12 protein-coding genes are annotated in these 12,903 nt (G+C 50.7%); 9 read left to right on the forward strand and 3 right to left on the reverse strand.

Annotated elements, in window-relative coordinates:
* Positions 1 to 8: 8 nt before the first annotated feature.
* The 6 genes from B3Z23_RS11045 to B3Z23_RS11070 all read left to right on the forward strand — a co-directional run bounded on the left by B3Z23_RS11045 (position 9) and on the right by B3Z23_RS11070 (position 5,953).
* Entirely contained in the window at positions 9 to 1,220 is a 1,212-nt protein-coding gene (locus B3Z23_RS11045; RefSeq protein ID WP_294909446.1) for an MFS transporter, read from the forward strand.
* Between the two features lie 193 nt (positions 1,221 to 1,413).
* Positions 1,414 to 2,421 (forward strand): ABC transporter substrate-binding protein, encoded by a 1,008-nt coding sequence (locus tag B3Z23_RS11050; protein ID WP_294909448.1) that lies wholly within the window; start codon positions 1,414 to 1,416, stop codon positions 2,419 to 2,421.
* Positions 2,422 to 2,444: 23 nt separating this feature from the next.
* Positions 2,445 to 3,335 (forward strand): TauD/TfdA dioxygenase family protein, encoded by an 891-nt coding sequence (locus B3Z23_RS11055; protein ID WP_294909450.1) that lies wholly within the window; start codon positions 2,445 to 2,447, stop codon positions 3,333 to 3,335.
* Between the two features lie 16 nt (positions 3,336 to 3,351).
* Positions 3,352 to 4,206, forward strand: coding sequence for an ABC transporter ATP-binding protein (locus tag B3Z23_RS11060; protein ID WP_038016267.1), 855 nt, complete (start codon positions 3,352 to 3,354; stop codon positions 4,204 to 4,206).
* Positions 4,166 to 5,026: an ABC transporter permease gene (locus B3Z23_RS11065; protein WP_294909455.1), complete on the forward strand. Its 861-nt coding sequence runs from the start codon at positions 4,166 to 4,168 to the stop codon at positions 5,024 to 5,026. The genes B3Z23_RS11060 and B3Z23_RS11065 overlap by 41 nt, the downstream gene beginning before the upstream one ends.
* Before the next feature lie 126 nt (positions 5,027 to 5,152).
* The gene (locus B3Z23_RS11070; protein ID WP_294909457.1) at positions 5,153 to 5,953 is read left to right on the forward strand and encodes a MetQ/NlpA family ABC transporter substrate-binding protein; all 801 of its coding nucleotides are present in this window, start codon (positions 5,153 to 5,155) and stop codon (positions 5,951 to 5,953) included.
* Positions 5,954 to 6,077: 124 nt separating this feature from the next.
* Here B3Z23_RS11070 and B3Z23_RS11075 read toward each other — a convergent pair whose 3' ends face one another.
* Both B3Z23_RS11075 and B3Z23_RS11080 read right to left on the reverse strand, forming a co-directional pair.
* On the reverse strand, positions 6,078 to 7,202 hold the full coding sequence (locus B3Z23_RS11075; protein ID WP_414716485.1) for an ABC transporter substrate-binding protein: 1,125 nt from the start codon (positions 7,200 to 7,202) through the stop codon (positions 6,078 to 6,080).
* A 233-nt stretch (positions 7,203 to 7,435) separates the two neighbouring features.
* Positions 7,436 to 8,689: a dicarboxylate/amino acid:cation symporter gene (locus B3Z23_RS11080; protein ID WP_294909461.1), complete on the reverse strand. Its 1,254-nt coding sequence runs from the start codon at positions 8,687 to 8,689 to the stop codon at positions 7,436 to 7,438.
* 400 nt (positions 8,690 to 9,089) lie between these two features.
* Between B3Z23_RS11080 and B3Z23_RS11085 the strand changes: the two genes are divergently transcribed.
* The 3 genes from B3Z23_RS11085 to B3Z23_RS11095 all read left to right on the forward strand — a co-directional run bounded on the left by B3Z23_RS11085 (position 9,090) and on the right by B3Z23_RS11095 (position 12,122).
* Positions 9,090 to 9,809, forward strand: coding sequence for a dienelactone hydrolase family protein (locus B3Z23_RS11085; RefSeq protein WP_294909463.1), 720 nt, complete (start codon positions 9,090 to 9,092; stop codon positions 9,807 to 9,809).
* 180 nt (positions 9,810 to 9,989) lie between these two features.
* On the forward strand, positions 9,990 to 10,736 hold the full coding sequence (locus B3Z23_RS11090; RefSeq protein WP_294909465.1) for a 5'-nucleotidase, lipoprotein e(P4) family: 747 nt from the start codon (positions 9,990 to 9,992) through the stop codon (positions 10,734 to 10,736).
* Positions 10,737 to 10,874: 138 nt separating this feature from the next.
* A complete protein-coding gene (locus B3Z23_RS11095) occupies positions 10,875 to 12,122 on the forward strand; it encodes a purine-cytosine permease family protein (protein ID WP_294909467.1) in 1,248 nt (415 codons plus the stop codon).
* A 45-nt stretch (positions 12,123 to 12,167) separates the two neighbouring features.
* Here B3Z23_RS11095 and B3Z23_RS11100 read toward each other — a convergent pair whose 3' ends face one another.
* A complete protein-coding gene (locus tag B3Z23_RS11100; RefSeq protein ID WP_294909469.1) occupies positions 12,168 to 12,869 on the reverse strand; it encodes a hypothetical protein in 702 nt (233 codons plus the stop codon).
* Between the last annotated feature and the right edge of the window lie 34 nt (positions 12,870 to 12,903).

Consider the following 12,903-nt stretch of genomic DNA (forward strand, 5'->3'; position numbering starts at 1 on the left):
GGAAATTAATGAGCCATTGTACTGAGCAATGTAGCCTGCCATCTCAGGATGACGCTGGCGTTTCTGCGGCCTGGTTGGCGGTATTTTCACTGGCTGTCGGTGTATTTGGTTTACTGACGGCGGAATACCTGCCTGCCAGTCTGTTATCACCCATGGCTGACAGCCTGGGGGTGAGTGAAGCGTTAGCGGGCCAGTCCGTGACCGTCACCGCCATCGTGGCACTGTTTTCCGGCCTGTTGGTACCAGGGCTGACACGTAATATGGACCGACGTACGGTGCTACTGGGTTTTACCTTACTGATGATCGCTTCTAATCTGCTGGTGGCTTTATCACCGAATCTGACAGTGTTATTGCTGATGCGGGTATTACTGGGGATTGCGATTGGCGGATTCTGGAGCATGGTGGCCGCGGTGGCCATGCGGCTGGTGCCGGATGAATTGTTGCCGCGGGCATTATCGATAATTTTCAGCGGTATTTCGGTCGGTACTGTGGTGGCCGTCCCTCTTGGCAGCTATCTGGGAGGGGTTGTTGGCTGGCGCAGTACTTTTGTCGCGGCTGCAATTATCGGGATGATCACCTTCCTGTTTCAGTTTTTTACTTTGCCGCGGATGGCACCCAGGCAGGGTGTGACACTGGGCATGATCTTCAGCGTTGCCACGCGCCCGGGGATTGGGGCCGGGTTACTGGGATGTATTTTGATCCATGGCGGACACTTTGCATTGTTTACCTATATCCGGCCGATGCTGGAGTCGACTACGGCTATGGGAGAGGACGGCCTGGCATTGGTTCTGCTGGGATTCGGGGTGGCTAATTTTGCAGGCACGGTACTGGCCGGTTATTTACTGTCAAAAATGCCGCTGGGAACGCTGGTGATGATGCCGGCAGTAGTCGGATTGAGCGCACTGGCATTGGTGCTGTTGCCCGCGACGTTGCCAGGTCAGGTCCTGCTGGTTGCTCTCTGGGGTATGGCCTTTGGTGCTATCCCTGTTGCCTGGTCCAACTGGATTGCCCGTTCAATCCCGGACCAGGCAGAAAGTGCTGGTGGGATGGTGGTGGCGGCCGTTCAGTCCTCAATTGCCGCCGGCGCAGCCGCTGGCGGACTGATGTTCAGCCATAGTGGTATTACCGGCGTCTTTGCCAGTGCCGGGTGCGTTTTACTAATAGCGGCATTATTTGTCGCGCTGCGGGTGAAGGGGGATATTGTTCCCCCGGCCAGCTAACAACGACATGGGCCGAAGCAGTGACCGACCCGTGACTGCTAATTTATCCACGCAGCTAGCGATTATTGTTCTGAAGATAAACACAAAAAAGCATATCTGATTATCAGCTATACTTTTGCCGGATAAATAATTTCATCTTTAAAAATACAGGCTTCAGTATGAACTCATTAATAATGAATTCTCTGAGGCTGTAATGAAAAAGAAAACCGTGTCGGTAGTCATTGCCGGGTTACTGGCAGGCGCACTGACGGTGCCGGTGACGGCGAGTGCTGAGGGAACCATCAGCATTGCCCAGCAATTTGGTATTGGCTATTTATTGCTGGATGTGGTGCGGGACCAGCATCTGATTGAGCAGCAGGGCAAAAAAGAAGGTCTCGATATTAAAGTCGAATGGCGAACCTTATCCGGTGCCACCGCCATGAATGAAGGAGTACTCACCGGAGCACTGGATGTGGCTGCGGCAGGCGTCCCGGCGATGCTGACTGTGTGGGACCGGACTTACGGGCATCAGGATGTAAAAGCCATTGCCTCGCTCGGATCCATGCCGGGTTACCTGTTGAGTAACAATCCGGCTGTCAAAAGTATTAAAGACCTGACAGATAAAGACCGGATTGCTGCGCCGGCGGCCGGGGTCGGTTTTCAGTCCCGGACATTACAGATAGCGACCGCCGAGGTTTACGGAAACAGTGAATATAAAAAGTTCGATAATATTACCGTCAGTTTGCCGCACCCTGATGCCACGGTAGCATTAATTTCCGGTAAATCAGAGGTCACGGCGCATTTCTCCAGCCCACCATTCCAGTATCAGGAATTAGAACATCCGTCGATTCATAAAATACTCAGCTCTTATGATGTGCTGGGTGGGCCGGGATCATTTAATGCACTGTATACCACACAAAAATTCCATGACGAAAATCCCAAAACCTATCAGGCATTTTATAACGCATTAGCGCAGGCGGCGGATTATGTTGAAAAACATAAAGAGGATGCGGCGAAAATTTATGTCCGCCAGGAGAAGTCACACCTGCCGTTATCATTAATCGAAAAAATCATTAATGACCCGGAAAATCATTTCACCGTTTCTCCGGAACGAACCTACGTCTATGCCGACAAGTTATATCAGCTCGGTGTATTGAAACACCACGCTGCCAGCTGGAAAGACTATTTCTTCCCGGAAGCCTGGGTCAACCCCGGCAGCTGATGGCTGGCTAAGAGAGTAATCTTATGAGCGAATTAACCGAAATAGTTACACCCGCAGAACATTCTCAGCAGTTTGAGATTCGCCCTCTGGCGGGCGCCGGGGCCGAAATTATCGGACTGGATCTGCGTCAGCCACTGAACAGCGCCGATTTCCGGCGCATTCATCAGGCACATCTCCAGTATCATGTCCTGGTATTCCGTCAACAGACCCTGACCCCGGAACAGCAGATTGCATTCAGCCGTCGTTTCGGGCCTTTGCAGATTCATGTGCTGAAACAGTTTCTGCTGGAAGGGCATCCGGAAATTCTGATTGTGTCGAATATTATTCGCGATGGTCAGCCGGTCGGACTGGGAGATGCCGGGAAATACTGGCATTCAGACCTGTCGTATAAAGAGGTTCCAAGCCTCGGGTCAATGTTGTATGCCAAAATTCTGCCGGAGATTGGTGGGGATACCCGTTTTGCTAATATGCATAAGGCCTGGGAAACCTTACCGTTGGATCTGCGACAGGCGATTGAAGGTAAGCGTGCCGTTCACTCCTATACCGCAACCTACAGTAAACCGAAGTTTGGCACCCAGTGGCGTCCGACGCTGACAGAAAAACAGCTCAGTGAAGTGAAAGCTGTCAGCCATCCTGTTGTCAGAACTCACCCTGAAACCGGTAATAAAGCGCTGTTTGTCAGTGAAGGCTTCACCACACACATTGAAGGCCTGCCGGAACAGGAAAGCAGCCAGCTTCTGCAGGCGCTGTATGATCACAGTATTCGTGAGGAAAATGTCTATACCCACCGCTGGCAACCGGGAGACCTGCTGTTCTGGGACAACCGGTCGTTGATTCATCTTGCTACCGGATGCCCGGCAGAATGCCCCCGTCAGTTGTACCGAACCACCATCGAAGGTGACGCCCCGTTCTGAACAGGATATGACAGTAATGACTCAGCCCGCGACGCAACCACCAGCGCCACTTTTATCGCTGAATAATATCAGCCTCGAATACCAGACTCCTCAGCACCGGGTACGCGCGGTGCATGAAGTGAGCTTTGATGTTTATGCTGCTGACCGGTTTGTTTTACTCGGTCCATCCGGGTGTGGTAAATCCAGCCTGTTAAAAGCGATTGGCGGATTTATTCAGCCGGCCAGCGGAGAAATCCTGCTGCAAGGTCAGCGGGTTACCGCTCCTGGTCCTGACCGGATGACGGTTTTCCAGGAGTTTGATCAACTGGCTCCGTGGAAGACCGTGATCAATAACATTATTTTTCCGCTACGGGTAACGGGGCGCTATGACAAAAAGCAGGCGAGGGAAATAGCGAGCTACTACCTGAATAAAGTCGGGCTGTCGCGCTTTGCCGATGTCTATCCGCATATGCTCTCCGGGGGAATGAAACAACGGGTGGCTATTGCCAGGGCGATGGCCATGAAACCCGGGGTGTTGTTGATGGATGAACCTTTTGCCTCCCTGGATGCACTGACCCGGCGACAAATGCAGGACGAATTGCTGGAACTCTGGGAAGAAGTGGGGTCAACACTGGTATTTGTCACCCATTCCATTGATGAAGCCTTGCTGATTGGCAGCCGGATTTTGATTCTTTCAGCTCATCCGGGGCAGGTTCGTGCCGAACGTAACTGCCATCAGTTTACCCGGCACAATTACGGTAACGAAGAGTTTCGACAGGCCGCCAGGGAAATTCACCAACTGTTGTTTCCGGAACCCTCTCCGGTCACACCATCCAACAAGGAGAGTCATTATGGCGCCACAGCCTTATCTTCGACCCGGCTATCTGCGTGAGGTTACAGTTCCCGGCGCGTTGCAGACTGAAACTCCCTTACCGACAGGTCGGCGGTTGTGGAATCAGGCCTGGATCAGGAAATCAGTGCTGGTTCTGATTCTGCTGGTGGTCTGGGAGCTGATCGCCCGCTGGCAGAATAACAGCCTGATGTTCCCGGGGGTTATCGATACTCTGCGGGCTTTCACCGAAGATATGCTGAGCGGAGAATTACCCGGGAAAATATATAACTCACTGAGTTTATTGATTAAAGGGTATCTGATTGGCGCGGTTTTATCACTGGTGTTTAGTGCGCTGGCAGTCAGCAGTCGGATTGGCCGGGATCTGCTCAACACACTGACTGCAATGTTTAATCCGCTGCCGGCCATTGCTTTGTTACCTCTGGCACTCCTCTGGTTTGGGCTTGGCAGCGGCAGCCTTATTTTTGTGATAGTTCACTCCGTGCTGTGGCCGATTGCCCTGAACACCAGTTCAGGATTCAACAGTGTTTCTGAGACGCTACGCATGACAGGGAAAAATTACGGTCTGTCGGGGCCACGCTATGTGGTGCATATCCTGATGCCGGCAGCCTTACCCTCGATTCTGGCCGGACTCAAGATTGGCTGGGCGTTTGCCTGGAGAACACTGATTGCTGCTGAACTGGTATTCGGGGCCTCCAGCGGCAGTGGCGGTCTGGGATGGTATATTTTCCAGAACCGGAATGAACTCTATACCGATCATGTATTTGCCGGATTACTGACGGTAGTGATTATCGGTCTGCTGGTCGAAGCGGTGATATTTTCCGGCATCGAAAAACTGACGGTACGACGCTGGAAAATATAAAGACTGGCCAGCACAGGTCTCTGACAGGGGCCTGTGCTGGCAAGGTTGCAGATTCTTCATTCTAGGATGTACAGACGTCCAGACTTCCGTTATAGTCTCGGGAAATTAACTCAGGGAGAGTTTGCTGTGAAAAAAATACTACTGTCTTCGGCTCTTATTGCGTCAGCCTTATTACTCAGTGCCTGTAAGCAGGACGACCAGAACAGTGTTAAGGTCGCGATTAATGCTGGCCCGGATCAGCAGATTTGGGATACGGTGAAGCAGGTCGCGAAAGACAAATATCATCTGGATGTGAATGTCATTACGTTTAATGACTATGTGCAACCGAATGAGGCACTGCTGAATAAAGATGTTGATGCCAATGCCTTCCAGAGTGTGCCTTATCTGGAAATGCAGGAGAAAGAGCGGGGTTATCCGTTTGTAATCCTTGGCAATACCTTTATCTTCCCGATTGCTGCGTATTCCTCGAAAATTAAAAATATTCAGGAGTTACCGGACGGCGCGACGGTCACTATCTCCAATGAAGCGACGACACTTGGCCGTAGCCTGCTGCTGTTGCAGTCTCAGGGCCTGATTAAGGTGAAACCTGAGGCCGGTCTGCTGCCCACGGTACTGGATATTACGGCGAATCCGAAGAAGCTGAACTTCGTGCTGGTGGATACTCCACAGCTGACACGGATCCTGGATGATCCTAAAGTTTACCTGTCGGTCATCAATAATAATTTTGCCTCTCAGGCCGGGTTATCTGCTTCTAAAGACGGATTATTTATGGAAGGTAAAGCCTCTCCGTATCTGAACGTGTTGGTTGCCCGTAAAGACAATGCCGGAGAGAAAAAGCTTCAGGAACTGAAACAAGCCTTCCAGTCGCAGGAAGTGCTTGATAAAGCAAATCAAATCTATAAAGGCGATATCATAAAAGCCTGGTGATTCGGGGCTGCCGGCAGCGGAACTGCTGCCGGCCAGAATGTCCGTATTCACCTCTGTTTATCGCAATTCCGGTTTCCGGAGCTTCCGGTCCGGGTTTACCAGCCTCCGCATTCTCGCCGGTTCATCACTGAGTGATCCAGAATATTCCGGATGTTTTTAATCCCATAAAATGTTGATGGACATAGGCCAGGTCAGCATCCGGGTCAATATCTTTGAACAATTGCGGATGCAGGAACTTAGCAATTTCTTCCACCGCAATGATATTGGAAGGCAGATCATAGAACTGGTGATAGAGAGCCATGACCTGATGTTTTTGTACCGCCTGAAGAACGTTGAAGCCAGTACGATTCATCAGGGCTGCCAGCTTTTTATGTGCCAGAACAGGATCCTGCAGATAACCGAGAGGTACAGAGGCCGATGCCTTACGGTCGTTCTTCCAGTCAGCACCTGTCAGCAGGTAATAATCAGGATTCAGGGTGATAATTTTTTCCAGACTAACATCTCCCCCCATACCGCTAAACAATGCTCCGCCCAGATTATTGCCCCCGGCCGCCTGAACAAATTCTCCCAGGCTTCCCTGGCCAAAGGTGCTGCAACAAAAATCACCCTGAATTCCGGCACTGCGCTCAATAAACACCGTAGGAATTTGTTGCGGGCTGAGAGTGGCAACCCGCTGGCTTATCAGGACGGCCCGTTGTCGGTAAAAATTCAGAAACTGGCGGGTATTGGCTTGCTGATGAAAAACCTGTCCCAGTAATTCGATACTTCGTGCACTGTTTTGCAGTGGTTTTTGCCGAAAATCGATAAAAATATACGGGATATGAAGGTTATCCAGCCGGCTAAGAACCCCTTCATCTTTCAGCTTCTCCAGCAGACCTATATCGAAAATCACCAGATCGGCATGCATGGCGACGGCATTTTCAGCATCAAAGGTGGTGGTATAGGGATTAGAGAAGGTCGGAATTTTTTTTAGTGCCGGAAAGTTTCCGGCAAATGCGGCCATGATATCCGGTGATTTCTTTTGCAGGGAGTTATCCCATGCCGCAATACTGGCTGAAGGATCGCCGTTAAACACAATGCTCATCGCTTCAATTGCACGGGCATCTGCCAGCATCACATGATGCGGCACCTGTGGCAGATTAACTTTCCTGCCCAGCACATCCGTGACTGTATCGGCCTGTACCTGGTGCCCAAGCGTGATTAACAGAGTAAGGAGGTAAATGAGTCTGGTCGCAATTTTCATGGGTATTGTTTGCCTGCCGGTTATTTCATGGGTCACTGCCATTCAGGCTTGTTAGCCAGAACAAGGGGTTAAGCCACAAAATATACCATCAGAAACTGTATTGCGGGGTGCAGGGTTGTTACGGAGTGTATTTTGTCGGGGAACTTGCCGGCAGACGACCTGAGGGCCGTCTGCAGGTTAATAACAGGGTTGTCCCCCGGTTTTCCGCCTTCCGCTGGCGGTTAACCGGGGAATGGCGGTTATTTCCCGCCCAGCACCTTTTTCATCTGTTGCTCATCAAGTTCACCCACCCGTTTGGCGACAAACAGGGTAGCGACACCGTTTCCGACCAGGTTAGTCAGGGCACGGGCTTCTGACATAAAGCGGTCAATACCCAGGATTAACGCCAGCCCGGTGACCGGCAGCGTACCGACCGCCGACAGGGTGGCCGCCAGGACGATAAATCCACTGCCTGTCACACCCGCAGCCCCTTTTGAAGAGAGCAGCAGCACCACCAGCAGAGTCACCTGATGCCAAATATCCATATGGCTGTTGGTCGCCTGGGCAATAAATACCGCCGCCATCGTCAGATAAATCGAGGTCCCGTCCAGGTTAAAGGAATAGCCGGTGGGGATGACCAGCCCGACTACCGATTTTTTACAGCCGACATCTTCCATTTTTTTCAGCATCCGCGGCAATACGGATTCAGAGGAGGAGGTTCCGAGAACAATCAGCAATTCCTCTTTGATGTAGCCAATAAATTTGAAAATGTTGAAGCCGATGTAACGGGAGACCACACCGAGAACAATCACCACAAATAACACACAGGTGATATAGAAACAGACGATGAGCTGACCGAGTTGTACCAGTGAGCCGACGCCGTATTTACCGATAGTAAAGGCCATGGCACCGAAGGCGCCGAGGGGCGCCAGTCGCATGATCATATTGATGATGCCAAAGATGACCTGTGAGAAATTTTCGATCACGTTGAAAATCAGCGTGCCGGTATTGCCCAGTCGATGTAGTGCAAAGCCAAACAGGATAGCGAACATCAGTACCTGCAGAATATTGCCGCTGGCAAAGGCACCAATCACACTGTTCGGGATAATGTCCATAATGAAAGACACAATTCCCTGTTGTTTCGCCTGGTTCGCGTAAGTGGTAATGGCGGACGCATCCAGACTGGCCGGGTCAATGTTCATCCCTGCGCCGGGCTGCGCGATATTCACCACAATCAGCCCAATAATCAGGGCAAGAGTACTGACAATCTCAAAATACAGCAGGGCAATGGCACCGGTGCGTCCTACCGCTTTCATGCTTTCCATACCGGCAATCCCTGTCACCACTGTGCAGAAAATCACCGGAGCAATAACCATTTTTATCAGTTTGATAAAACCGTCACCTAACGGTTTCATCTGAGTTCCAATCTCAGGGTAGAAGTGTCCAAGAAATACCCCGATTGCGATGGCAATAAGTACCTGGATGTAAAGGCTGCGGAACAGCGATTTTTTCATAATGATCCCAGTCAGAGAAGATAGCGTTTATTTTTATAGTCTCAGTCAACTACACGCTAAAAAGTAACAGCATGTTAATTAAAATCAAATAACATCACAGAGTTGAATGATGAATTGGTAGTTTTATGAACTGACTCGCTTCAGTTAATGAGTGTTTTTCAACCATCTGGCGATTTTTCTTTTTATGAAATGCTTAAAACCGGATATGAGAATAAAAAATATACAGAAACAAAATCTGACATGGCAGTAAGTGCCCTGTGACTAAAAAGCTATTGAAGCTGAGTAAAGTCACTCTATGCTGGCAGCTATCAGCTTAAACAATGAATAATATCTTCGTCTGCGGTTAGCGGGGCCGGATTTTTATTTTTTCAATTTCATCTAAACAGAGTCAGGAGAATTTATGGGCCAGTTCCAATCGAAAAAAATCACCTACCATTCCGGCAGTACTGAACTGGAAGGAGTACTGGTGTTCGATGCCAGCCTGAAAAAACCGGTGCCAGGGGTTGTTATGGCGCCTAACTGGATGGGTGTGACCGATGCGGCCGTTGAACTGGCGGAAAAGACGGTTGCTCAGGGTTATGTGGTGCTGGTGGCTGACCTTTACGGTAAAGGGATTCGTCCGTCATCTGCTGAGGAAGCCGGCTCAATCATGATGACCGTAAAAAATACTCCGGAAGAAGCCGGACGTATGGCTGTTGCAGTTCAGGCATTAACTGCTCAGACTGATGCTCCGGTTGTTGCTGATAAAGTGGCTGCTATCGGTTTCTGTTTTGGTGGCCATTGTGCTCTGGAATATGCCCGTAGTGGCGCAGCCATCAAAGCGGCCGTTTCTTTCCACGGAGGGCTGGATACCTGTGGTCGCTATGACGCTAAAGATATTAAAGGTTCCGTCCTGGTTCTGGATGGTGCAGAGGATCCGCTGGTGGTTCGTGAGCAACTCCCTGAGTTTGCCCGTGAGATGACCACTGCAAAGGTAGACTGGAAACTTCACAGCTACACCGGCGCAGTACACTCCTTCACCGATGTGCATGCCAATGTGAAAGGTGTGGCGGAATATAATGCCGATGTCAGTGCCCGTGCCTTTTCTGCGATGTTTACTTTGTTAGACGAAGTTTTCTGATGATGTCCGGCCATCAGCAAAGGATGGCCGGATATTTTTGTGACGACTGTCAGTCATGTACTTAGCCACCCTGGTGATTCTGTCTCGCTCTCAGAGCTGATTTCCCTCGCTCATCATTATCATATGTCTGTCATGTTCGCTCCATAGTATGCCTGTCAGACTAATCTGCGAGCGAACCCGATGAAAAACCTGTTAAAAACTCTGCCGTTACTGATACTTCCGGTCATCAGTATCACTGCTTATGCGGCCGATGCACCCGGAATTTGTGCACCCAAAGCCTATGAAATGGCATTACGTTACCAGCAAAAATCGGCAGAAATTATGGCTCTGCAGTTACAGACCTATAAATTTGCCCGTCAGGACTTTTTGCAGAAGGTGGCACACTTAGCATCGCCGGAAAAGGCAGCAGTAGTAATGGATCTTGATGAAACCGTACTGGATAACTCACCTTTGCTGGTCCGGGATATGGAAAACTGCCATGACTACACGCAATGGGATACCTGGGATGCCTGGGAAAAGGCGGGTCATCCGGGGTTAATCCCGGGAGCCAAAGCGTTTCTGCAAACCGTAAGCGATAAAAAAGTGCATATTTTCTATGTGTCTGACCGCTCTGAAGCCAATAAACAACAGACACTGGCAACACTGCGTGCATTAGGTTTGCCCCAGGTCTCCGCAGAGAATGTATTGCTGGATACGGCTTCCAAACAGGTGCGTCGCGAGAGCATCCGACAGCATTACCACATTATTATGTTATTCGGTGACAGTCTGCCGGACCTTGCTGCTCAGTTTAAAAATAAAAAAACCACCGATCAGCAACGTCAGCTGGTGCGCGACAGTGAAGCACATTTTGCCGATGACTGGATTGTTCTACCTAATGCTGCTTATGGCTCCTGGTCTGATGCACAGCTAACCCCCTGGAAGCCTTAGACTGCCTGTTGATAGTGCGTCGTTCTGGTGCAGTGCCCGCGATGCCTGTGCAACAGTCCATTGCGGGCAGCCTCTGATAACTGGCTCAGGTTTTGCATCATCCCTTACAGGTCCTCATTTTGTAAGGTAGCTTTTAACGTGTCTCAAGCACTGAATGAATACGAACACGAGTCAGTCCCCGACTCCGCTCGTAAAAGTTTATTTTCCGTCGCCGTAGTCTGGGCGGGTTTCCCGATGGTGATGGTCGGCGCTTTTGTCGGAGCGCAGATTGTGACCAGTCTGGGCTTTACCCGCGGTATGCTGGCTATCATCACCGGTAATATTGTACTGGCCGTGTATGTTGCCTGTCTGAGCGCCCTTGCGGCCAGACAGGGCAAAACCTTTGCGCTGAGTTGCCGGGAAATTTTCAGTCCGGCAGGGGCGAAGTTGATTGCGGTATTTCTTTCCGGGCTGGTTGTCGGCTGGTTTGCAGTCCAGACCGGGCTGGCGGGGCATGGGTTGAATACGTTGCTGGGTCTGCCATTGGGCTGGTCAGTGGGGGTGGTCGGTGTGGCATTTACGCTGCTGTCGATGGCAGGTATGCAGATGCTGAAACCAATAAGTATTATATCAATCTGCCTGTTTATTATTACCGGTATCATCAGTGTGGTACTGAATTTCCGCCATCACAGCTGGCAGCAGGTGGTGGATTTTACTCCGTCTTCCGGCCACAGCCTGGCGCTGGGCATTGGTGTCACAATGGCCATTTCGGTATTTGTGGATTCCGGGACCCTGACGGCAGATTTTACCCGCTGGTCTAAAACACCTTCCCAGGCGGTTATCGCCTCACTGGCAGCGTTTCCTGTGGCAAACACCCTGCCGATGTTACTTGGCGGGTTAGTGGCTGCTACCGGAGAAGCGACGGACGGTGATTTTGCTCACTTACTGACACAATTGGGGCCGTATTTTGGTGTATTTGCCGCAATATTCTTTGTGATCAACTGTGCTTCAGTGGCCACTCATGGACTGTACAATGCCGCTTCTGGCTGGAGTTCGGTGATCCCTTTGAGCTTCCGTCATCTGGTGGTGCTACTGGGTATTGTCGGCACCGGGCTGGCACTGGCAGGCATCAGTAACTGGCTGGTGAACTGGCTGAGTTTACTGGGGATTATTGTGCCAGGAATTGGCGGTGCGATTATTGGCTGGATGATTGCCGGAAAGGGGCGTTATGCACCGGGCTATCTGATTGCCGGCTGGGGTTTTTCTATAATCTGCAGTACCTTCTGTTATCTGCATGCACCCCAGTATTCTGTCGCAGTGGTATCCATTCTGTCTGCCGTGCTGTTCTGCTTATGTGCATTGCCGTTTGCCAGACAAACCAGTGCCGCCCGTCAGGACAACGCCTGATGAATTGCCGGCCCCGCCATCGCGGGACCGGCAGTTGTTGTGCTGTCAGCGCAGCTCATAATCATTAAAGATCATGGGCGTGTCGCCACCATCAATAATCTCTACCTTACCTGGTGAGGTGAGGAACGCATCTCCCTTATGCACCCACAACTGGCGGGTACGATTTGGTTTATCTGGCTCGCTGATAAGTACACGGCCTTCGGTGAAAAAGACCCTGACTCCTGGCCCGTTCTGCTGATAAGTCGTCGTGCTTTCTCCGGGCTGTAAGGTAACCTTCCAGCCTCTCACCGTGGGTTTATCCAGTACTTCATGAAATACCGGCAAATCAGGACGCCGTGCTTCAGGAAAGTGCAGTGGGCCATGCTGGCGGATTTCAAAAGCAACCTGTTGATTCACGGTCTGTCCCGTATTGGTAACTTTATCCGTCTCAGATTTACCCTGATGAGCACCGAATTTCACGTTGCCGCTGGCCATCACCGTGTTCACCGCCGGTTTATCCGGATAGGAGATAGTCACCGGACTGCCATCAATATGAGTATTCACATAATCGAGGTGCTGCTCATGGAAGAGGGTAGAGACTCCGGGGGGAATCATCACCCGCATTACCGTGACGTACTGGTTTTCCAGAATCACATGATGTAATGGTTCAAGGTTCGTCGGAACAACTTTTTCTGCTGCCTGACTGGCTGAGGGGGCTGCCAGCATCACAGCAATCAGGCTGAATAAAGTCGCTTTATTTTTTAACATGCTAACTCCTGTCAGAATAGTTTTGGTGCAGTCG

The sequence above is a fragment of the Tatumella sp. UBA2305 genome, from assembly GCF_002345795.1.
Lineage (GTDB): Bacteria > Pseudomonadota > Gammaproteobacteria > Enterobacterales > Enterobacteriaceae > Tatumella > Tatumella morbirosei.

What these genes read in the sequence shown, in the direction of transcription:
- B3Z23_RS11045 (WP_294909446.1), top strand. Translation starts at nt 9, where the DNA reads ATGAGCCATTGTACTGAGCAATGTAGCCTGCCATCTCAGGATGACGCT.
- B3Z23_RS11050 (WP_294909448.1), top strand. Translation starts at nt 1,414, where the DNA reads ATGAAAAAGAAAACCGTGTCGGTAGTCATTGCCGGGTTACTGGCAGGC.
- B3Z23_RS11055 (WP_294909450.1), top strand. Translation starts at nt 2,445, where the DNA reads ATGAGCGAATTAACCGAAATAGTTACACCCGCAGAACATTCTCAGCAG.
- B3Z23_RS11060 (WP_038016267.1), top strand. Translation starts at nt 3,352, where the DNA reads ATGACTCAGCCCGCGACGCAACCACCAGCGCCACTTTTATCGCTGAAT.
- B3Z23_RS11065 (WP_294909455.1), top strand. Translation starts at nt 4,166, where the DNA reads ATGGCGCCACAGCCTTATCTTCGACCCGGCTATCTGCGTGAGGTTACA.
- B3Z23_RS11080 (WP_294909461.1), bottom strand. Translation starts at nt 8,689, where the DNA reads ATGAAAAAATCGCTGTTCCGCAGCCTTTACATCCAGGTACTTATTGCC.
- B3Z23_RS11085 (WP_294909463.1), top strand. Translation starts at nt 9,090, where the DNA reads ATGGGCCAGTTCCAATCGAAAAAAATCACCTACCATTCCGGCAGTACT.
- B3Z23_RS11090 (WP_294909465.1), top strand. Translation starts at nt 9,990, where the DNA reads ATGAAAAACCTGTTAAAAACTCTGCCGTTACTGATACTTCCGGTCATC.
- B3Z23_RS11100 (WP_294909469.1), bottom strand. Translation starts at nt 12,869, where the DNA reads ATGTTAAAAAATAAAGCGACTTTATTCAGCCTGATTGCTGTGATGCTG.